Source organism: Phycisphaeraceae bacterium (assembly GCA_019636795.1).
GTDB lineage: Bacteria > Planctomycetota > Phycisphaerae > Phycisphaerales > UBA1924 > JAHBWW01.
This window is the reverse complement of record JAHBWW010000003.1, coordinates 510,490-530,710: the sequence shown is the minus strand read 5'-3', so window position 1 is coordinate 530,710 and position 20,221 is coordinate 510,490. Positions and strand designations below refer to the sequence as shown.

Annotated in this window: 17 protein-coding genes and 1 pseudogene; 3 read left to right on the top strand and 15 right to left on the bottom strand. The window is 60.1% G+C overall.

What is annotated here, in order from left to right; all coding sequences use genetic code 11:
* Positions 1-119: 119 nt before the first annotated feature.
* Positions 120-248 (bottom strand): annotated as a pseudogene (locus tag KF757_08355) (prepilin-type N-terminal cleavage/methylation domain-containing protein).
* 330 nt (positions 249-578) lie between these two features.
* Here KF757_08355 and KF757_08350 point away from each other — a divergent pair.
* From KF757_08350 to KF757_08340, 3 genes are all read left to right on the top strand, one after another.
* Positions 579-2,699 (top strand): hypothetical protein, encoded by a 2,121-nt coding sequence (locus KF757_08350; GenBank protein ID MBX3322987.1) that lies wholly within the window; start codon positions 579-581, stop codon positions 2,697-2,699.
* A 173-nt stretch (positions 2,700-2,872) separates the two neighbouring features.
* Entirely contained in the window at positions 2,873-4,183 is a 1,311-nt protein-coding gene (locus KF757_08345; GenBank protein ID MBX3322986.1) for a hypothetical protein, read from the top strand.
* 165 nt (positions 4,184-4,348) lie between these two features.
* The gene (locus KF757_08340) at positions 4,349-5,050 is read left to right on the top strand and encodes a PEP-CTERM sorting domain-containing protein (GenBank protein MBX3322985.1); all 702 of its coding nucleotides are present in this window, start codon (positions 4,349-4,351) and stop codon (positions 5,048-5,050) included.
* A gap of 102 nt (positions 5,051-5,152) precedes the next feature.
* Here the strand turns inward: KF757_08340 and KF757_08335 are convergent, their stop codons facing one another.
* The 14 genes from KF757_08335 to KF757_08270 form a co-directional block, all read right to left on the bottom strand.
* Positions 5,153-7,627 (bottom strand): serine hydrolase, encoded by a 2,475-nt coding sequence (locus KF757_08335; protein ID MBX3322984.1) that lies wholly within the window; start codon positions 7,625-7,627, stop codon positions 5,153-5,155.
* A 217-nt stretch (positions 7,628-7,844) separates the two neighbouring features.
* Positions 7,845-8,600, bottom strand: coding sequence for an enoyl-CoA hydratase/isomerase family protein (locus KF757_08330; protein MBX3322983.1), 756 nt, complete (start codon positions 8,598-8,600; stop codon positions 7,845-7,847).
* Positions 8,597-9,328 (bottom strand): enoyl-CoA hydratase/isomerase family protein, encoded by a 732-nt coding sequence (locus KF757_08325; protein ID MBX3322982.1) that lies wholly within the window; start codon positions 9,326-9,328, stop codon positions 8,597-8,599. Before KF757_08325 ends, KF757_08330 begins: the two co-directional genes overlap by 4 nt.
* Before the next feature lies 1 nt (position 9,329).
* Positions 9,330-10,247 (bottom strand): hydroxymethylglutaryl-CoA lyase, encoded by a 918-nt coding sequence (locus tag KF757_08320; GenBank protein ID MBX3322981.1) that lies wholly within the window; start codon positions 10,245-10,247, stop codon positions 9,330-9,332.
* 65 nt (positions 10,248-10,312) lie between these two features.
* The gene (locus KF757_08315; GenBank protein ID MBX3322980.1) at positions 10,313-10,780 is read right to left on the bottom strand and encodes a hypothetical protein; all 468 of its coding nucleotides are present in this window, start codon (positions 10,778-10,780) and stop codon (positions 10,313-10,315) included.
* 46 nt (positions 10,781-10,826) lie between these two features.
* The gene (locus KF757_08310) at positions 10,827-11,945 is read right to left on the bottom strand and encodes a DUF444 family protein (GenBank protein MBX3322979.1); all 1,119 of its coding nucleotides are present in this window, start codon (positions 11,943-11,945) and stop codon (positions 10,827-10,829) included.
* 12 nt (positions 11,946-11,957) lie between these two features.
* Positions 11,958-12,962 carry a hypothetical protein gene (locus KF757_08305; protein ID MBX3322978.1) on the bottom strand — a complete coding sequence of 335 codons (1,005 nt, stop codon included), beginning with the start codon at positions 12,960-12,962 and terminating at the stop codon, positions 11,958-11,960.
* 1 nt (position 12,963) lies between these two features.
* Positions 12,964-15,492: a hypothetical protein gene (locus KF757_08300; GenBank protein ID MBX3322977.1), complete on the bottom strand. Its 2,529-nt coding sequence runs from the start codon at positions 15,490-15,492 to the stop codon at positions 12,964-12,966.
* Positions 15,465-15,734: a hypothetical protein gene (locus tag KF757_08295; GenBank protein MBX3322976.1), complete on the bottom strand. Its 270-nt coding sequence runs from the start codon at positions 15,732-15,734 to the stop codon at positions 15,465-15,467. Before KF757_08295 ends, KF757_08300 begins: the two co-directional genes overlap by 28 nt.
* Before the next feature lie 132 nt (positions 15,735-15,866).
* The gene (rho, locus tag KF757_08290; GenBank protein ID MBX3322975.1) at positions 15,867-17,123 is read right to left on the bottom strand and encodes a transcription termination factor Rho; all 1,257 of its coding nucleotides are present in this window, start codon (positions 17,121-17,123) and stop codon (positions 15,867-15,869) included.
* Between the two features lie 757 nt (positions 17,124-17,880).
* On the bottom strand, positions 17,881-18,528 hold the full coding sequence (gene coaE / locus KF757_08285) for a dephospho-CoA kinase (protein ID MBX3322974.1): 648 nt from the start codon (positions 18,526-18,528) through the stop codon (positions 17,881-17,883).
* A complete protein-coding gene (locus KF757_08280) occupies positions 18,525-19,073 on the bottom strand; it encodes a PH domain-containing protein (protein ID MBX3322973.1) in 549 nt (182 codons plus the stop codon). Before KF757_08280 ends, coaE begins: the two co-directional genes overlap by 4 nt.
* A 12-nt stretch (positions 19,074-19,085) precedes the next feature.
* On the bottom strand, positions 19,086-19,670 hold the full coding sequence (gene hpt / locus KF757_08275) for a hypoxanthine phosphoribosyltransferase (protein MBX3322972.1): 585 nt from the start codon (positions 19,668-19,670) through the stop codon (positions 19,086-19,088).
* An 18-nt stretch (positions 19,671-19,688) separates the two neighbouring features.
* Entirely contained in the window at positions 19,689-20,171 is a 483-nt protein-coding gene (locus KF757_08270; GenBank protein ID MBX3322971.1) for a GNAT family N-acetyltransferase, read from the bottom strand.
* Positions 20,172-20,221: the final 50 nt, after the last annotated feature.

Genomic DNA, 20,221 nt, shown 5'->3' with positions numbered 1-20,221 from the left:
CACGCCTGCTCATCAACAACGCTGGCAAACGGAAGAAACGGGTTCCAATCCTTGGAGTCGCCCGAATAGGCAGCCATCGCGATTCCAACCTGCCTTACGTTGGACAGGCACCCCGCGACTTGCGCAGCCTTGCGTGCCTTGCTCAGTGCAGGCAGCAGAATCCCGATCAGCAGCGCGATGATCGCGATGACCACGAGCAACTCGATCAGCGTGAAGGCCCGAAGGCAGCGGTTTGGAGGCTGTTTCATATGTCAATCCCTCTGACAGGGGCACGCTCTGGCATGCCGGATCACCAAGAATTGGCTATCGGTCCTGTCCACGTGCATCGTTCCTGACCCCGATGATAAAGTCGGTTCAACAACGAGTCAATCAAAAGTGCAACAACACTTGTTCGCTGTCGCAGGGACATGGATGCGATATCTGCTTGCCTTTATCGCATTCGGTCATCGTTCCTGGGGCGGCATTTGTTCAGATTGTGTAAATACCACGAAATCGACACACCACGAAAAAAAGTCTAGCCGAAAAGTCATTAGGGTGGTAAACTCTTCCGTTGCGGCTTCTGATTCTGATCAGACGCGATGCCCACACCGTGCTTTGAACGACCCGAACGCATCGGGGCGGTCAATGTGGGCGAACTCGGCAAGCAACGGGCGCGACATGATCGAGCCCACTTTGAGGAGAACCAAGTGATGATGAAGAGGATGATCTCGTGCGCCGCGCTCGCGGCATGTGCCGGTCTTGCTGTCGCCCAACCCACCGTGGACGGCATCTTCGACCCGGGGGCGGAAGGCTCGCTCTACAGCGCGGTGCAGTGGGTTCAGAATCAGCCCACAGCCTTCGGCGACAATCAAGCCGGCATGTTCACCGGCGGCGACTTCGGCCTGCCGCCCGAGAACGTCAGCACCGGTGTCGAAATCCGTATCCCACTTTCAGCCATCAACAACGCGACCAGTTTCCGCCTCGCGGGCTGGGTGAACTCCGGCGATCGTTCATTCCTCTCGAATCAGATCATTCACTCCAACCTTCCGATCGACACACCGAACATCGGCGGAACCCCAGATTTCGCTAACAACCCCGCCTTCCCCGGCAATCAATGGGTCGCGATCAACGCAGTCGCTGCCGGTTCAATTACTGTCGATGGCACGCGCGATGCGGCCTACGGCGCGGCGCAGTTCCTTCAGACCAATTACACCGGCTTTGGCAACTCGACCGCAGGCACCGAGATTGGTGGCGGCGGATCCGAAATCGACGCTGTCTACGCAGCCACCGACGGCACATTCCTCTACCTCTTCATTGCCGGCAACCTCGAAGCCAATGGCAATGGGCTGGACCTTTACCTCGATCTTGACTCGAATGCCGGAACGGGGCTCAACACGCTCGGCGGCGGCTCAGGCGCGGGCGCGTTCATCATCAACGCGCAGGGCGGACTGACATTCGATTCAAACTTCGGGGCCGATTTCCTGGTTACTGTCGATTCGACCAACGCCCAACCTCGCCTGTGGTCCGGGCCCACGACCGGATCGATTGACGAACTCGGCACCATCGCAGGCTATGGGGCTGCCAATGCCGGCGTCGTCGCGTCCAACTATGCCCTCGCGGTCGACAACTCGAACGTCGAAGGCGTCATCGGCAGCCCGTCGCAGGCCTCGCCGGTCTCGCCCAATGCCAACTGGGCATACGGCTCTGAAATCAACAATGTCCGCTCCTACATCGATACCAACGCGGGCAAGTTGTACGTCTTCATCGGTGGCAACATGGAAGTCAACTACAACAAGCTGAGCCTGTTCTTCGATGTTCGTCCGGGCGGCCAAAGCTCGCTTCGCAACGACAACGTTGACATCTCTTTCGGTGGGCTCAACCGCATGGCGGGTGTGACCTTCGACAGCCCCTTTGCGGCTGACTATTGGTTGAATATCAATAACGGCGTCGATGGGGGCAATGGCAACCTCATCAACTACATCGACTGTGCTGTGCTTCGCACTTCCCCGCTGGTTGATCCTTTCTTCGGGCTTCAGGCCGACTATGGCTGTTACTTCGGTGGCCCGGTCACCGATGGTCAGGGCAACGCAGTGCCCAACGCGGTAGAACTCATCAACTTCTCCGGGCCTCGCTTTGACCAGCAGGACGGATTCAGCGCAAACCTGTTCGCTGAGTATGGCCCGCGTCGTTCATCTGAACTGGGGCTGGAGATTCTTCAGGGCTCCGCACTCCCGTCCGATCGCCCGGCAGTCGGCTTGGTCCAGGGCGCGATCAACAACTCCAACGTCGCAGGCGTAACCTCAACGACCACAGCCGGTGCGGCCGATGTCAATACCGGCATCGAGCTCTGCATCGATCTCACCGAACTCGGGTGGGACGGCACACAGGACATTCTGATGGCCGGCTGGATTTCGAGCGGCGATTTCGGGTTCGTCTCAAACCAGGTCATCGGTGGACTGCCATCAGCCGACAATCTCGGTGAAGTCTCCGAAATCGACTTCAACACCATCGCAGGCACGCAGTACGTCAACCTCAGTGCAACGGCTCAACCCTGTTTGGCAGACCGCAACGGAGACGGCTCGCTCGATTTCTTCGACGTCCAGAACTTCCTCGCAGCTTTCTCCGCTCAGAATCCGTCTGCTGACATGAACAATGACGGTCTCTACGACTTCTTCGATGTTCAGTTCTACCTCAACATCTTCAGCCAGGGCTGCCCTTGAGGTCATGATTCCATGTCGGGCACATTGACCTGACTGAAACAACCACGATTTCGTCGCCCGTGTCTTCTAGGCGCGGGCGACGCTTTTTTTGCTCCGCAGTAGGCTTCATTTTTCCTCCCAGTCCATGGCGTGAAGGCCAGCCTGCTCGCCAACAAATGATCTACGATCCAGTCATGCTCAGATCAATTCTCATTGCCGGCCTCATGACTTGTTCTTTCGCGTCTGTAATGGTCTCACCCGCTTTCGCAGACATTGTTCTGGCCGTCAAGGATGATCTCGTCCAGCCCGAAACCTTGCCTCAGGGATTTGTGATCGTTGTTGATGACACCACGCGCATGGCATCGGACGCACGACCGATGTTCATCGCTTCGAACGTCGGTGGGTGGGATCCGGCCAAACGCGAGTTCCAGATGTCACCTCGATCCGACGGCCGGTGGCAGTATGTGTTCGAACAATTCACACACGATGGCACAATCCAGTTCAAGTTCACGCTCGGGTCCTGGGACTATGTTGAGACCGATCCGGATGGCAACGATATCGACAATCGTGTCCTGCCTCGCATCAAAGCCGCAGACTTCGCCGATGGCTCGCGCCCGGTGATCGAGTTCCAGGTACCTCGTTTTCGCAGTCCACGCGACATTGCCAGCGGGCGGCAGACCACCGAGTATCGTGACCTGACTGTCACAGGCACGGTGCGCCGCCTTCAGGTCGCTGGCGGTGCAGGCCCCGCCGCGGGCATGATGCGAGACCTGATCGTCTGGCTGCCACCAGATTATGACAACGCCGAGAACGTCAACCGCCAGTACCCCGTGCTCTACATGTTTGACGGGCAGAATCTCTTCGATCGTGCACCGGGCGGGCCCGACGAGTGGCAGGTGGATGAGACGGCCTCACGCCTGATCGAACACGGTGCGATCCCGCCAATGATCATCGTCGGCGTCCCGCACGCTGGGAGTCACCGCATCGCCGAGTACTTGCCATTCGATGTGTTGCCGGGTGTTGCGCCGGCGGGTGCCGAGTTTGGCAGTTGGTTCATGTCCGAAGTCAAGCCGCGCGTGGAGCGGGCTTTTCGTGTATCGAAGGATGCCAACCAGACGGGCATTGGAGGGTCGTCGCTCGGTGGCGTCATCAGCATCTACATTGCCACCACCAACCCGGGAGTTTTCGGACGTCTGCTGATCGAGAGCGTTACATCGGTCGAGGAACGCAGCGACGAAGCGGCATCCCTTTTCGCCCGCTCGGATCTGTGGCCAGCCAAAATCTCGATCGGAGTGGGCGGCCGCGAGCTCGGCGACTCACCCGATGTCAAACTGGGCAACGATCGCCTCCAACGTTGGGCCCGTCTTGCTCACGCAAGGCTCACTGAATCAGGAGCGAACCCGCATCGCGTTCGGCTTGTGATCGTTCCCGAGGCCCGCCACAATGAAGCCGCATGGGCCCAGCGGTTTCCCGATGCGCTGAAATTCCTGTTCGGAACCGATTGAAATCTTGTGAATTTCACACGGATCCGACCGCGATTTGCGTTGCATCTTCGGCATTTGGCTGTACCATGTTGGCTTGGACTCTGCCGCTCGCGGCTGGCGATGTGCTCGGTTCCGCGGCTTTGGCCTTACGATTCGATGTTCGTTCATTGAGAGAGGAGTCAGAGTATGAAGATGGCATTGGCAGTACTGGCGCTCGCTGCCGGAGTCGCAGCGGCGGACGTTTACAACGACAACAGTGGAAACCATCTCGCAGGTGGCGACCTCCACGACTTCTTCGCCTCGCAGGGGTTCAATCACCTCGACATCATCAGCGTCACCGTGACCAACGACGCGACCAACCTTTACATCAGCATTCAGACCGGGGCAGACCTCGATGCTACCAACTGGGGCACCTACGTGGTCGGCATCAACACCGGTGCGGGCGTCGCTGGCGACAACCCGTGGGGTCGCAACATCAACTGGGGCGGCCAATCCATCAGTCACTGGATCGGCACTTGGGCAAATGACAACGGCAGCGGCGTTGGTGGGCAGTTGTGGTCGCATGACGGCGGCGGCTGGAACCTGATCGACGGCCTGACCTCTTCCGACGACTCACAGCATGCAGCCGGGAGGCAGGTCTTCTCCGTCTCGCTCGCATCGCTCGGCGTCAGTGTCGGTGACAAGATCATGTTCGATATCGCTTCATCTGGCGGAGTCGGCAACCCTCCGGGCGTCGACCACCTGAGCCGCAGTGACTTCGCAACGACCGACTGGGATACTGCTTCGGTCGCGGGCGACTTCCTGTCCTATTGCATCATTCCTTCGCCGAGCACGCTCGCGCTTCTGGGCATCGGAAGCCTGATGGCAGCCCGCCGCCGTCGCGCCTGAACGCCGACGCGCAGCGAAACACTGCGTCCGAAATAGAAAGCCCCGTCATACCAATGACGGGGCTTTTTCATTTGAATGCTACAAACGATTCGAGTGCTCGCCCTACTCGCGAGGCGTCACTTCAAAAGTCGCATCCATCACTGGCACATTGACACGCACCTTTTCACAGTGCATCACGCTCGAACCGGCCATCGCTACGCTCATTTCCCATCGGTGCGCCATCATCACGCCCTCGACCGGCCTCCAGTCATCCAGCTTTGTCTCGATCTCCACTGGCATTCCGAGATAATTTTCGCTCGTGACTTTCATCGACCGCAGCCTTCCGGTCGACACATCCACTTCAATGATCGTCGCTGGCGAACCCTGACGTGAACAATGCACAACGTATGTCTCGCCACCATCACGCTGCTCCTTCCCGACAACGCGCACCCGCTCGAATTGTTCACGCCAATCACGCATCCAGAAGAGCGGCGTCTGCTGCAACAGACCAAAACACATGCCCGGAGTCATCGGGATATCTTCCGCAACAGCGTACACACGACTCGTTCCGCCGCTCGCCCCGACCCACGAGTCGGAGACGCGCCCATGCCCCAAGTTACTGTGACTTCGAACTCGCCCGCTCGAATCCGACAGCAGCAATTGCGTGCCGGCCAGTCCCTGATGTCGGGCGACGACTGCTCCCGAAACTTCAAGCGACTTGATGCGCCCCTCAGTATCAAGCGTCTCGGCAATCAGAGTCATCAGATCGGCAACGCTAGGAAGTGAAGGCTGATCTGACAGATTGCCAACGCGATTCATCACAATGTCGTTGCCGCTTTGCCTTTGAGTCATCGACACAACGTTTCCTTCATCATCGCGGTCGAACCGCACACGAATCATGTCCGTCGCTCGAAAAACCCACCACCCCTCCGCATCGGGCGCGTATAACGAATACACCATCTGCCCCGGCACATTGACCGCGAGGCGGTTGTTTTCAATGCGAACATCCACATCGATCTGAGGCCCGCCAGCATCGATGCGATACACGCCGCACAACTCACTCGCCTCCGCAAGATCAATGTCGAGCGGTGCGCTAGCCCCCTGCTTGAATACCTCAAAGTTCATGCCGCCCTGATGAAACGTGAACGAATAGACATTTCCGTCCTTGTCTTCGTTGAATGTCACTGCAATCGCATCGGTCAGCGCGAATGGACGCTTGCCATCCGCACTCGGCCCCCGAAGCTCATACGTCGTCTGCCCCGGCACAAGCACTGCAAGCCTGCCGTTCTGCACGCTCACCGGCATCTCCGCATCCTTGAACGGCCCGAAGTTGGCAATGTACATGCCGAGCATGCGATCAAAGTTCTCTTCGTTCGGCAAATCGGCCACCGTACTGGGCAGGTCCTTGAACATGCCGCGCAGTGCAATCTCACGCCCCTGCTGCGCAAACGGAGTCCCAAAATGATTAGTCAGAATCACGACGCCAAAACCTTCATCGGGCACAAACGCAACCTCGGCTGTAAAGCCGTCAATTCCGCCAGCGTGCGTAATCAGACGCTTCCCTTCCCAATCAGCGATCATCCAGCCCAGTCCATAGCCGATGCTCCCGCTCATCTTGCTGTGCGACTTCCACGTTTCCTCGATGCTCTCACGCGAGAGCAGTTGCTCGCCATCGATCGTCCCGCGCCCGAGTTGCAACATCACCCACCGTGCCATATCGGCAGCACTCGCATTGATCGAGCCCGCAGGTGCCACGTGGTCGATCAGTCGCATCGGCTGAGTTTCCATCGCATCAGAAGTTGGGTCAAGGTAATACCCAGTCGCCATAAGCACATCGGCCTTCGCCGCCGCGAGCGTTGAGTTCGCTCCTGTCATGCCCAATGGCTTGAACAGACGCGCCGCCAGCAATGAGTCCCAGTCTGTCTTCGCCGCCGCCGCGCTCGCCAACCCTGCCGCAAGAAAAGATTCATTCGAATAGTTCCAGGCCGATCGGAACGGGTGCAACAGCTCGGCCTTCGCATAGCATTCCAGCACATCCTCGCGCGACAACCCTTCGACGCCGTACCAGACTTGAGTCATTGCTGCATGCCCCGTGCGGTGGCACAGCAGATCACGGATCGTCACCTTTTCATCCGCCTCCGCGTCCGAGATGGCGAACTCAGGAAGGAACTTGCGCGGATGATCGTCAAGGCTCATGGCGCCTTCTTCTGCCAGCATCACGCACAATGTTGCTGTGAATGCCTTGGTTGTCGAGCCAACCGCGAAGCGAGTATCCGCCGTGACTTCACGTCCCGACGCGACATCGGCCAACCCGAACCCTCGCGACAGCACAATCTTGCCGTCAACGATGATTGCAACGCCCGCTCCGGGTGTGCGGGCTTCGACGCGGGCCTTTTCCAACTCGGCTTCAATCCAGGCAATGCGCTCAGCAACTGTCGGCTCGGCTGCCACGCGCGCGACCGATGCCGCGCCTGGCACATGCTCCGCGACAACACCGCCAGCCAATGTCGCAACGAGCACGCCCGCAAACACCGCTCGTCGCCGTCGCCACGCGCCCGTTGCTGCACTCTTGCACGGCCACGTGAGAGCTCTTCCCATGTTCATTGCTCTCAATGATGTGCGTTCTTGACCTGTTCGATCGTGCATCGTCCTTCCTTTCCCCAACCGCAAAGCAGCCACCCAGGCCCGATCAATCTCGCTCTTCGAGCGATCCGAAAGATCGTGCCTGAAACAGTATTGGGTCCGGGGTGCCCCGTGATTTCAAGTCCCCTGCGAATCCGCATTTTTGCATCATCCTGGCAACCGCAACTCTCTTTCAACCCGACCGCGCCGCCAATGCAGCCTGTGCTTCTGCCGTTCCCAGCACCCTGGCCGACAGTTGCGCACCTTCAAGCACGCTCGCTGCATCAAGCGACCCATCAAGCCGGTTCAAGAGATCCTTGGTCGCCCGCATCGCACCCGCTCCACCAGCTGCCAGCCTACTGACGATCCTATCGGTCAGCCCGGCAAGTTCATCGCGCGAGGGTGCGCAATGATCAATCAACCCGATGTTGTGTGCTTCGGCACCGCTCATCACTCCCCCGCTCAAGAGCACCCGCCGCGCACGACCCGCACCAAGCTTGCGCACCACCCACGGCGCGACCACCGCAGGGCACAAGCCCAGATCGACTTCGGGAAAGCCAACCTTCGCGTCTGAATGCGAGATCGCAAGATCCGCAACGCATGCCAGGCCACACCCGCCACCAATCGCCGCACCATTGACGCTCGCGACAACGACCATGGGAAGCTCGCGAAGCCTCAACGTAAACCGTGCGAGCGCTTCGAGTACCGCCGGTCCCTGCCACTCTGCACCTTCGGTCCGAAGCACTTGCTTGAGATCCATCCCAGCACAGAAACTCCGCCCAGTGCCCGTCAGCGTCAGCACAGTGATGTCATCACGCCCCTCGAGTTCTTCGAGTCGCGCGTGCAACGCAGCAAGCAAGTCGAGTGAGAGTGCGTTGTGCTGCTGTGGCCGGTTGAGCCTGAGCGTCGCTCGTGGCGCGTCAAAATCGAGCAGTGCGAAGTCACTCATCGGTTCCAGACCTCCTGCTGAAGGCGTACGAAGGTATCACGATCAAGCGCCGCCAGCGACGCATCGCGCGCAACATCAGTCCAATCACCCATCGGCGAAAGCACACCGAGCCAGCGTCGTGTCTCAGCAATGGCGAGACCGGGCTTGCTCGCCAGGCGCCCGGCGGCGGCGAGTGCCGCGGGTGCGACCTCCGCTGCGTCGTTCACCACTTGCGATACAAGCCCCATTGCATGTGCTGCGTCCGACGTGAGCAGCATCGGATCAAGCATGATCGCTCGCGCGCTTCCGTCGCCCACCGACTGCCGCAGGTATGGACCAGTGACTGCTGGCGAAATACCCAGTCGCACCACCGGATAGCCGAGTTTGGCTGCGCGGTCCGCAATCACAAGGTCGCAGCCGCCCAGCAGCGCGCATCCGCCAGCCACAGCCGCTCCTTGCACACCAGCCACAATCGCTGCATGGCTGCTTCGCATGACCGACAGCACCGCCGCCAAGCCCGATAGCTGAGCCCGCAGTGAGCGCAGTTCAACGTCTGGCGCATTCTCGAAGAGATCAAACCCGGCGCAGAACACCGGACCCTCACCAATCAAAGCCACCGCACGGATCGAATCGGGCACTGCGAACGCATGCTCAAGTTCGCCAAGCATCGCAGTCGTGAGCGCATTGCGCTTCTCCGGGCGCGACATCGCGATGGTGCGCACAGCCGCAGCATCTTCCACTCGGATCATCTCAGTGCGCCTCCGCAACAATCGCACGCGCGATCGTGGTCGCATCGGCAAGCGCAGCGTGGTTGATTCCCGTGTTGTAGCCAGCCTCTTCAATCGTGCGCACAAGCGTGTCAGTCGCGATATTGCCCGGAGCGCGCGACGTCTCGGTCGATGCATACGGGCACCCGCCAAGACCAGCGGCACTCGAGTCAAACGAACGCACGCCAAGTTCCAAAGCCTTGCGCACACAGGCAGCAGCATGGCCCAACGTGTCGTGCAGGTGCAATGTCAGACATGGCTCATCCAGATCGGTCTGGCGGCAGGGCCCGAGGCGACCGAACATCGTGTCAATGAGGTGAGCAATCGAATCCGGCGTGCCCGCACCGATGGTGTCGCCCAGGTCGATCTCGTCTACACCCAGCGCGAGCAGCCGAGCCGCGACATGCACCACCGCCTCGGGCGCAATCGGGCCTTCAAACGGACACGCGATCGCGCACGAGACATACCCACGCACCATGAGCCCTGCCTGCCGCGCCATGTCCACAACGGGGCGAAAACGATCGATCGTGCCATCAACCGATGTGTTCGTGTTGCGTTGTGTAAAGGTCTCGCTGGCAGCGGTGAAGACCGCGATTTTATCAAGGCATCGGGTGCGATCCCGAATCTCGAGTGCGCGTTCGAGCCCCTTTTCGTTTGGAATGAGAGCACTGAAACAGACGGAGTCTGAGCGCATCTCGGCAGCGCGTTCGAGCACCTCGGCCGCGTCGGACAGTTGGGGAACCCATTTAGGGCTGACGAAACTCGTCAGTTCGATTTCCGCCACACCAGTGCGCACCAGAGCACCGATGAGTTCGAGTTTGCGCTCTGTCGATATCGGCACAGGCTCATTCTGCAGCCCGTCGCGCGGCGAAACGTCTGTGATGCGTACGAAGTCACTCACAGGGCATCGTATGTGCATAGTTCGCTGCAGGCAGGGGATCAGCGGGAGATAGGCGGCAAACTTCGTCAGGCACGCTCTTCAGGATGCAGCATGTCAATGGCGACGAAATCACTCTCGCGGTAGTTTGATCGCAGCGTACCCGATTGCCGATGCTCCTTCGAGCCAATACGCACATGGCGACGCCCACACTCCGGGCAGATCAGTGGTCCCGGTTCTTCAAGCAGCGCGGACAGGTCATAGCGGCAGTGCCCGCAACTCTCGACCGGGGCATGGCGAGGCAGTGAAGCGACAAACAGCCCGACCAACGCGATGACCGCAATGTACGGATACAGAATCGCCTGGAACGGTCGAATGTTGATGTTCGCAGCGAGTCTGAATCCCTGCTCCTCAAGCACAGGAATCTGGAGGTGCAACCACGCCAAACCCACGAGTAACGCGTCGGCCAGCGCCACGATCACAAATCCGCGCAATGTCCTGCGCCAACGAGCAGCAAAGAACGTAACCAGCGCAGCATAGATCGTGAATGCGATCACCCGTGAGTTCCCGAATGCTCTGAGTACTGCGCCGGCGGTGGATACTTCACCGCCCGGCCTGGAAGAACGTCTTGAGCGAATCGTAGATGTCCGCCTTCTGATTGACGCGACTGGTAATCAGACGCTGGCCGTCTTCATCACGCCTCCCATCCGGGAACGCTTCATGAAGAACGTTGATGAAGTTGCCCGATCCATACGCGGAATGAACCTGGCAATACCCGAACAGATTGCACCGGGGGATGAGTTGTTCATCCAGGATCTTGACGCACTGTCGATTGTCAGCCTCGGATGAGTTGTCACCATCGGAAAAGTGGAACAGGTATGTGTTCCACGCTTCGGGGTCGTAGTGGGCGTCGAGCAGTTCGTGGCAGCACGCGTAGGCAGAACTGATGCGTGTGCCACCGTCTTCACGCATCGTGAAAAATGTCTTCTTGTCGACCTCGGCAGCACGCACATCGTGAACGATATAGCGAGTTTCGATACCCTCGTAGTTGCGGCGAAGCCAGGTATCGATCCAGAACGCCTGCAAGCGAACGAGCTGCTTCTGCTCCTCACCCATCGATCCTGAGACGTCCATCATGAGGACAATGACCGCATTGGACTGCGGTTTCTTGACCTCGTTCCAGCTGCGGAACCGCAGATCCTCCCGCACAGGAATGATGATCGGGTTTGCGGGGTCGTAGTCACCCATCGCGAGTTGACGCTTGAGGGCTTCTTTGTAACTGCGTTTGAAGTTGCGAAGGGCTGCGGGACCGACCGGGCGGATGCCGGAGTACTTGTCGCGGATCGAGGTGATGCGATGTTCGCCGCGGGGCTTGATGCGCGGGAGCTCGAGCTCCTCAGCGAGAATGTCGGCAAGCTCATCGAGATCGACATCCACTTCGAGCAGGTGACGACCCTCTTCTTCGCCACCGGCGTTCTGGCCTTCGCCTGGTTGTTGCCCGACAGCGTCGCCTTCCTCGCCCTCACCCATCCCCACGCCCGAAGAGTTATCGCCATACCGAAAAGTGGGGATGTCGATGTCGTGGATCGGGATCGATACCGCCCGCTTGCCTTCGCGGCCGATGAGTTCGTCTCGTGTCAGGAATCGGCGTAGATCCTTGCGGATACGACCGCGCACAATTTGCCGGAATCGTTGGTGGTCCTGTTCAATCTTGCTGACCATGACGCTGCTCTGTCAATCAGTACGCATGGATGGATCGGCCGGATCGGGACTCAACTGGAGGTCTTTCTGTTCGCGAGTTCGCTTTTGGTGCGCATAAAGCAGGATTCCCGCCGACGCAAGCCCTACTGGAACCGCCACAATGAGTTCGGCTGCCCTGTTCAGCAGGTCCGCAGTCAGTCCGACACTTGAAGCCGCACCCGACGCCAGAGGAACAGTCAACCCAATTCCCCATTCACGAATACCCAGCCCATTGCCTGCCAGCGGGATCATCATCGCGACCTGACTGACAGCTGTGACGAGCGCCGCCTGCGCGATGGTCAGTGGTTCACCGATCAGAGCAAAGACGACGGCATAGCGTGCGACCCACGTCAGAATATCGAAGAACCGCGTTGCCGTTGCGAGTGTGATCGCAGCGGCCGGAGAGAACACCGATCGGGTGCGCACAGCAATGGTGCCTCCGATGACGAGAAGGCCAATCCCCGGCGCGGCGAGCACGAACCAGGCAATCTCGGAGCGCAGGTCGAGTGCGATGAGACTCAAGCAAAGCAGCGTACAGACGGCCACGGCAGTCAGCACAACGCTGGTGATGGTGATGCGAATGGAATCGGTAACACGAATGCTGTTGATTGACTTGTGATAGGCGATTCTCCCGATCATGCCGGGCCTCATCGGGAGGTAGTTCAGGAGCCATGCGCTCCCGATCAAGGCGTGCATTTCACCGATCCGGACGACTCCGAACCGCCGCGACAAAAGCCAGAATGAGATGGATATCAGCGTCCAGTTCAGGATCGGCAGCGCGACTGTGAGCACCTTGAGGTGAATCGGCGCATCGGCAATGCGGGTCGAGAGTTCATCGAGTGCGGCTTGGCCGCCGCCGACCGCCCAGACGGCGGCCGCCACGAGCAGAATTCCTATTACAAAGCCGACAATGCGCCGCGCCCTTGCGGCTCTCTGTTCGGTTGAAGGAATGGTCTGCTCGTCGTGCAGGATCTTCAGGCCCTTCCGTGGTTCGTCCATGCTATTGCTTCAGGGCACGAGGCAGAAACTCGGTCGGATGCTTCGCTCGCGCGATGCACGGGCGAGATTGTTCGAGTCGCTCGCGCACGAGCCCTGCAAGTTCGACCAGACGCGGGTCCGGACTGGTCTGGACAAACTCAATGAACGGATCGTCGGCGTTGCGGACTCGGGTCAGAAGGACCATCGCTTCGATCAGCGCAGCGTGAGGCTGGTCACGAAAGTCGGGCTGCTGCGGCACAAACACCGCAACCTGATCGAATCGTGTCATGGAGGGGTCGAGCGGCTCGGGCGGCATGATCGACGCGAGCAGAAGTTGTTCGATGGGTTGGCCGTCACGCATGCGCAGCGTGACGGTTTCGGCAAGTACAAGGGCGAGGGGGTCGGGCCTTCGCTGATTCGGGTCGGGCCAGCCGAGCATGAGGCTTCTGACGAGTTGGGCCAGGTGGGGGAGTTGTGCAGTGGTTGCAGTGCGAATGCGCACGGTCAGAATGTCGACCTCGACGCCTCTGAGCAGCGCACGTTCTGGGGCCATGAGTTTTTCGACGGCGAAGGTCTCGTCGCTCAGACACAACGGGCCTGGAACGAATGATCCGAGTCGGCCGATACGAAATCCCTGCAATGCGCGCCACCGCATGCGATGATTGAAGAGCAGGTTGAGGCTCATAACGTATCCGGTCGCACCAAGATCGACAGGCACTTCGACTTCAATGGACTCAAGATAGTTGAGTCGAAGGCGGCGATCGAGTTCGATGACTTCAGGGAACAGAATCCCCGCAAAGTATGCTGTGTTGTTGTCGCGGTGAGGTTGGAGAAGGATGCGGCTGTTGAGCGGGCGATCCGAACCGACGCCGAGCGGGATTCTTGCAAGATTGCGCAACCTGACACGAACCGTGAACGGATCGATCGGCCCGAGGCTGCGATGATCCGTCTCGATGCGCAGCGACATGAACGTGCTCGGGTCGACAATCATGTCGTCGATGAATCTCGGGACTTCGTTCGAGAGCGTGCTCAGGGCTCGACCTGTAGGCGAGAGAATCTTCGCTTTCGAGTCCAGCGCAAGAGCCATGTGTCGGCACCATGCGCCGATCGAAGACAGCGCCAGTGGCCTCGATGCGTCGACGAGAATTTCTGAGGCTTCGGCCTTTCGGTCGAGCTCGATCATCGCAAGCGCGGCTGCGATCTCTGCGAGCCTGCCGATGGCTCCGCGGCGTGACATGGTGAACTCGATGGCTTCTTCGGGCTTGCCGTCGCGGAGCAGAAGCCACGGCTTGAGAGGTTCGAGCAGCGTGTCCACATCGCCGACCGCGCGCTCGCGCAGCACATCAAGATCCGAATCGACCTGCTCTCGATCGAGGTTCGCCCACAATCGATACAACTGAAGTTCCACCAGCATGCCGATCAGTTGCGAGAGACCTTGTTCCTCGGACATGCCTGCGGGTCGAGTGGCAGGATCCATGAGGCGCTGAGCAGCGAAGAAGATCGAGTTCGTCAAGTCGCTCATTGCTGCGCGTACAATTTCTGGCTTCTCGAGCGCAAGCCCGAGCAAAATGCGAAGCTTGTCCTTGTCAGGATCGAGGCGGACATCTTTGGGGTCGACAAGGTTGTCGAGCGGCAAGTCTCTCTCTATGGCAAGGACGCGTTGCTCCTGGGCTTCGCGGCGTTGCCGTGCGAGTCTTGCTTCGAGTGCGTCGAGCAGCGGTTCGCCACCCCGCAACTGCCACGCCAGCGCGAGCGATTCCATTTCAAGCGCTTCGCCAAAGCGTCCTTCGAGCGTTGCCAGGCGAATGACGTGGTTGTGGAACCGCAGCGACTCGTTCATCGCGCCTTCGAGAGCCAGTGCGTTCGCAAGCGATTGATGCACATTCGGATCCAGCGGGTCGGCGTAAAGAAGGTTGAGTTGCAGTTCGAAGGCGCCGATTGGATCTACGGTTTGATTTGTGTAGAACGTCAGCGCGAGTTGGGCAGCCGCCTTGTTGGTCCCGTCGAGCGCGATGGCACGATTGAGTGTATCGACAAACCGTTCGTCCTCGCCTCGCTCGCGATACAGGAGGGCTGCATCGATTGCCAGGCGGCTTCGGATGGATGGATCCAGCGATGCCCCTGCCGGGCCGAGGAACCGCTCATAGGCCGACAGTCTGGCTTCGGCGGTCTGGAGCTGCGCGATGGTGGCGGTGATGAGTCGGAGTTGTGCGACGGTATCCGATGGATCGAGTTTGACAAGGTTTCGCGTTGCTTCGATGAGCAGGTCGGCCCGCCCGGTTGACCAGGCTGCAGCCGCAATTGATCGCGCCAGTTCAGCATCGTTGGGCGTCAGGTCGCGTGCCAGTTCGAGCGTGAGCATGGCGATGCGAAAGTCGTCGGGCGTGGGTTTGGATTGCATCCGCAACTCGAGCATGGCGTGCTGCTGCATTGCCCGCGAGGCGTGCATCTCGGGTGCGATGGTCGGTGGCGATTGCGCGTGCGACGGCGTCGTGAGGCAGAGGACGGCTCCGACCGTTGCAATCAGGCGAAAGCCAGCATAACGAGACACACGAGGAAGCTGAGAAGGAACATGAGGCACGAGATGATCTCCAGCCATTCGACAATCGCAAGGCGGGCGTTGGGGAACAGGCGATCCGCCACCCCCGCGAGAAAGACGACGTTGCCGGCCGAGAGCAGCGATGTCCCGCCCGCGACCAGTGGTACGTACAAGATCGGCCAACGGGTCGCGGCCTCAAGAATCACCCACATCCCGGCAAGGATGAGCGCACCAGACCAACCCGCCGCGAACACGGGCACAATCCATCGGAAGAGAACCCGATGCGAGAGTACCACACTGCCTCCTGCGGGCCCATGGTGCCCGTCTGGAAGCCGAATATACCACAAGTCGCGTGGATGTGCATGATCTCCTGAAACAGGGGGGGGTTATCCCATGGCCATAGTCATCAGGAACTCTGCGTTGGTCTTGACCTTCTTCATCCTTGCCTTGAGCAGTTCCATGGCCTCGACCACGTTCATGTCGGCCAGCACCTTGCGCAGGCGATAGACCAGTTCGAGTTCCTTCGGGTCCATGAGGAGTTCTTCGCGACGCGTACCCGAAGCCGCGACATCGATGGCCGGGTAAATGCGCTTCTCAACCAGGCGGCGATCAAGGTGCAACTCCGAGTTACCGGTGCCTTTGAACTCCTCGAAGATGACTTCGTCCATCTTCGACCCGGTATCAACCAGTGCGGTGCCGATAATGGTCAGCGAACCGCCACGTTCGATCGCGCGGGCAGCGCCGAAGAACTTCTTGGGGCGTTGAAGGGCGTTGGAGTCGAGGCCGCCGGTCATGATCTTGCCCGAGTGCGGCATCTCGGAGTTGTACGCCCGCGCCAGGCGCGTGATGGAATCGAGCAGGATCACGACATCGTCACCAAACTCGACCATGCGCTTGGCCTTCTCGATGACGACCTCGGCCACTGCGACGTGGCGACTGGATTGCTCGTCGAAAGTCGATGCCACAACTTCGACTTCGGGAGCGGTGTGCCGACGAAAGTCCGTGACTTCTTCGGGTCTTTCGTCGACCAGAAGCACGATTATTCTGACTTTGGGGTAGTTCTTGGTGATCGCGCGCGTCATCTTCTGGAGCAGGACAGTCTTGCCGGTGCGAGGCGGGGCGACGATGAGTGCACGCTGTCCTTTCCCGACCGGAGCGACAAGATCGACGATTCGCATTTCGATCTCATCGGGCGTGGTTTCCATCACAAAGCGCTCTTCGGGATGCAGCGGGGTCAGGTCTTCGAAGTTCACGATGTCGTGAATCTTGGCCGGGTTGCGGCCGTTGACGGTTTCGACCTTGAGAAGTGCGAAGTACCGCTCGCTTTCCTTCGGCGGACGGATTGCACCCCGCACGGTCATGCCCTTGCGCAACCCAAAGCGTCGAATCTGGCTGGGGCTGACGTAAATGTCGTCCGGTCCGGGCAGGTATGACTGCTCGGGGCTGCGGAGGAATCCGAACCCGTCGGGCATGATTTCGAGCGTGCCTTCGCCGAACATGATCCCGAGCCGTGCTGCCCGGGCCTTGAGAATCTTGAAGATCAGATCCTGCTTGGGTGTCTGGTGGTAGTCTTCGAGGCCTTCATCCTCAGCAACTTTGAAGATCTCGTCAATCTCCATGCGCTGAAGTTCGGTGATCGTCAGATGGTGTTCTTCGGACAGCGGCCCGACCTTGGCAGCGATCTTTTCGAGTTCGGCGGCTTCGCGTTCGAGTTCCTCATCGCTGGGGAGGTGGTCGTAGGCCGGGCTGTAGTGGTAATGCCCGCCGCCGCCACCACCGCCTCCACCGCCACCCCCGGAACCGGGCATTCCTCCGCCACCTTTGCGTTTCTTGCGCTTGCGGCGGTTCTTGCCTGTACGACCGCCGTTCATATCGCGGCCTTGTCCGCCGCCCGAGTCATATTCCCGTTGGCGATATCCGGATGAGTCACCTTGTGGTGCGGAGCGAGATTCCTCAGGACGTTGGCCTTCGGTTGTCACTTTTTCACTCCTCGTGGGCTCTGGGCGAGGTTCGGGCTTTGCCTCCGGTGCGGGCTTGGGGGCTGGCGCGACGGGCTCCTGGATTGCGCCGGCATCTTCGGCTTTGGGCTTGCGAGCGCGAGTACGTGGTTTTTTGGCGTCGGCCTCGCCGTCGGCAGCCGGGATTGTCTTGGTCATGTTCGGTCCTTGATTTGGGCTATGAACATCGCCGGGAGGCGAATGTGGCCCGTGATGAATGTTCCGCCCGAGCCATTTTGAATGTGGATCGCAGGGAACTCGTGTGTGAGTCGAAAAGGGGGGTATACCTTGAATGAGAGTGCGGCGTTGAGAGCCTGCACCGAAAGCGTTTTGGAGCGACCGACCCACGCGAATGAGGCGGGTGCCGCGTGGCAGGCCGACTGTGTTCCATGAGCAACGGGCTTCAGGGGCCCGGTGGGTCCGTTGGGATGCAGCGATGTGCTGTGATCTCTTTGAAAACTCGGGTCACCTGCTCCCGGAGTACCTCCGGGTCGCCCGAGTTGACTACATGATAATCGGCTCGATCCCGCTTGACATCAAGGGGGAGTTGAGCAATTTCTCGCAGACGCAGATCCTCCTCGGTCCAGCCTCGGGATTTACGGACGCGGTCGAGGCGATGATCCTGAGGGGAATCGACGAACAGAACGACATCACATTCGCGATCGACGCCGGCTTCGTAGAGCAGCGGCGCGTCGATGACCGCACCGGGGAGTCCTGCGCGTACGGCAGCCTCGATCGTCCTGGCGCGATCCTGCGCGATGAGGGGGTGAATGAGCGCTTCGAGTCGTGTCCGCTCGGCTGGATTGCGAAAGACGATGCTGGCTACGGCGCGTCGATCAACTTGTCCGGTCGGAGTGAGAATCGCGTCTGTCCACCATGCGCGGAGCGTGGCGATGACGTCGGCGCGCTGCAGTGCGTCTTTGGCGGCTGCGTCCGAGTCGATGACGACACATCCGAGGTCGCCGAGCATTTGTGCCACGGTGCTCTTGCCGGCACCCACGCCTCCAGCGATGCCGATGATCACGAATTGGCTGTGCTTGCTGTGCGTCATGCCTTGGTCTGGTCCATTGCCTTGCGGACCTGCGCGATCAGTGCGTGCGGGCGGCGTGTGTGCGTCCAGGTCAGATCCCAGCCGTCGGAACCTGCGGTAGCAAGGCCGATGTGTCCGATGCCGACCAGTCGTGCAGCGAGCGGACGCGACAGGCCGATGTTCTGAATCTGCTTAAGGGGAACATCGGCGACGGTCTGATGCAGGATGCCTCGCACGGAGATTGCTCGACGGTCTGTGAGGATGTATCTGCGGAGCAGCCAGTCGAGCACAGCAACCACGAGAATCACGATGCACATCACTGTTGCCGGGATGACGAGCATCGATGCGAGGTCGATCGGGCGCGGCGTGAGCGTCGACGCGGCTGAGGAGAGCGGAACGGCGAAGAGCAGGCAGGCTGCGACCAGTCCGATGTATGGGGCTGCACGAAAGACGATGAGCCACGCGCTGGGCCTCTGGTCGAGCAGGATGCTCTCGCCGGCGGGCACGACGCTGCGACCGGTGCGACGCGAAGCCTTGGCGCGAACTGTCTCTCCATGTGGAGTCATGTCACGTGGGAATCATGTCACAGGAGGGTGCTGGGCGATGGCCAGGGGGTTGAGCGTACCGATCTCCGGGTAGTTTCGGTAGTAGCCGTCGTAATCGAGGCCGTAGCCGACGACGAAGGCGTCGGGGATCTCGAACCCGACGTAATCCGGTTCGACTTCGACGACGCGCTGGACGTTTTTGCGCAGCAGAACGCAGAGGCGGACGCTGGCGGCATTCTGCGCGAGGATCGCCTTGCGCACGAGGTCGAGCGTCTGCCCGGAGTCGAGGATGTCATCGATGACGACCACATGCTTGCCCGCCAGATCGCGCGGGAGTTCGCTGGCCAGGCGCGCCCCGCGCGAGACGACGGACTGCCCCGGATAGCTCGAGATGGCGACCAGTTCGAGGCTGAGTTTGATCGGCATCTCGCGCACGAGGTCGGCGGCGAAGATCATCGCCCCCGTCATGATCGGCACGAACACGACGCGGCCCTCGACGCTGCTCTTTTCGCGGGCGGTAATGGCTGCCAGATCGGTCGCGATCGCGCCGGCCATCTCGCGCACGCGCCGGGCGATGCGGTGCCGATCAATGAGGACCTGTTCGATCTCAATGAACATGGGGGCTCGCTGACGTGTTCATGGGGCGGTGTCCTGAATGCTGTTGTGCAGCGCAAGTTTACGGTGGTCGATGCCCGCTTCCTCGAAGACCTCGCTCACGACGGCCCAGCCGAGCCTTTCGTAGAACCCGATGGCCGACAGCTGCGCGTGGCAGAAGACTTCTTCGAGGCCCAGCTGCCCGAAGGCGTGCGATTCGATGGCGATGATGAGCTGGCGGCCGATCCCTTCGCCTTGGCGCTGCGGATCGACGGCGACCTGCATGACTTTTCCCTGCCGGGGGGTGGGATAGTGGGGGCGCAGCAGGGCACACCCGATGACGCAGGGGCCTGCGGCGTGATCGACGACGGCCACGAAGTGCGTGAAGGCTTCCTCCATGCCGGCGTACTCGCTTCGGAAGCGGGCCATGTCGTACCCGATGGGCTTGAGGAGCACCTGATCGCGCAGATCGCACTCCTGGGCGTAGAGGGGGTGATCGAGGCTGATGCGCTGGATGTGAACCAAAGTCGGAACCCTCAGTCGTGGTGTTGCGAATCCCCGCAGTGTTGTACAGT

Bases quoted from the DNA above. Each gene is read 5' to 3' on its own strand.
- KF757_08350 (MBX3322987.1), top strand. From the start codon at position 579: ATGCCCACACCGTGCTTTGAACGACCCGAACGCATCGGGGCGGTCAAT.
- KF757_08345 (MBX3322986.1), top strand. From the start codon at position 2,873: ATGCTCAGATCAATTCTCATTGCCGGCCTCATGACTTGTTCTTTCGCG.
- KF757_08340 (MBX3322985.1), top strand. From the start codon at position 4,349: ATGAAGATGGCATTGGCAGTACTGGCGCTCGCTGCCGGAGTCGCAGCG.
- KF757_08335 (MBX3322984.1), bottom strand. From the start codon at position 7,627: ATGGGAAGAGCTCTCACGTGGCCGTGCAAGAGTGCAGCAACGGGCGCG.
- KF757_08330 (MBX3322983.1), bottom strand. From the start codon at position 8,600: ATGAGTGACTTCGCACTGCTCGATTTTGACGCGCCACGAGCGACGCTC.
- KF757_08325 (MBX3322982.1), bottom strand. From the start codon at position 9,328: ATGATCCGAGTGGAAGATGCTGCGGCTGTGCGCACCATCGCGATGTCG.
- KF757_08310 (MBX3322979.1), bottom strand. From the start codon at position 11,945: ATGGTCAGCAAGATTGAACAGGACCACCAACGATTCCGGCAAATTGTG.
- KF757_08305 (MBX3322978.1), bottom strand. From the start codon at position 12,962: ATGGACGAACCACGGAAGGGCCTGAAGATCCTGCACGACGAGCAGACC.
- coaE (MBX3322974.1), bottom strand. From the start codon at position 18,528: ATGACGCACAGCAAGCACAGCCAATTCGTGATCATCGGCATCGCTGGA.
- KF757_08280 (MBX3322973.1), bottom strand. From the start codon at position 19,073: ATGACTCCACATGGAGAGACAGTTCGCGCCAAGGCTTCGCGTCGCACC.
- hpt (MBX3322972.1), bottom strand. From the start codon at position 19,670: ATGTTCATTGAGATCGAACAGGTCCTCATTGATCGGCACCGCATCGCC.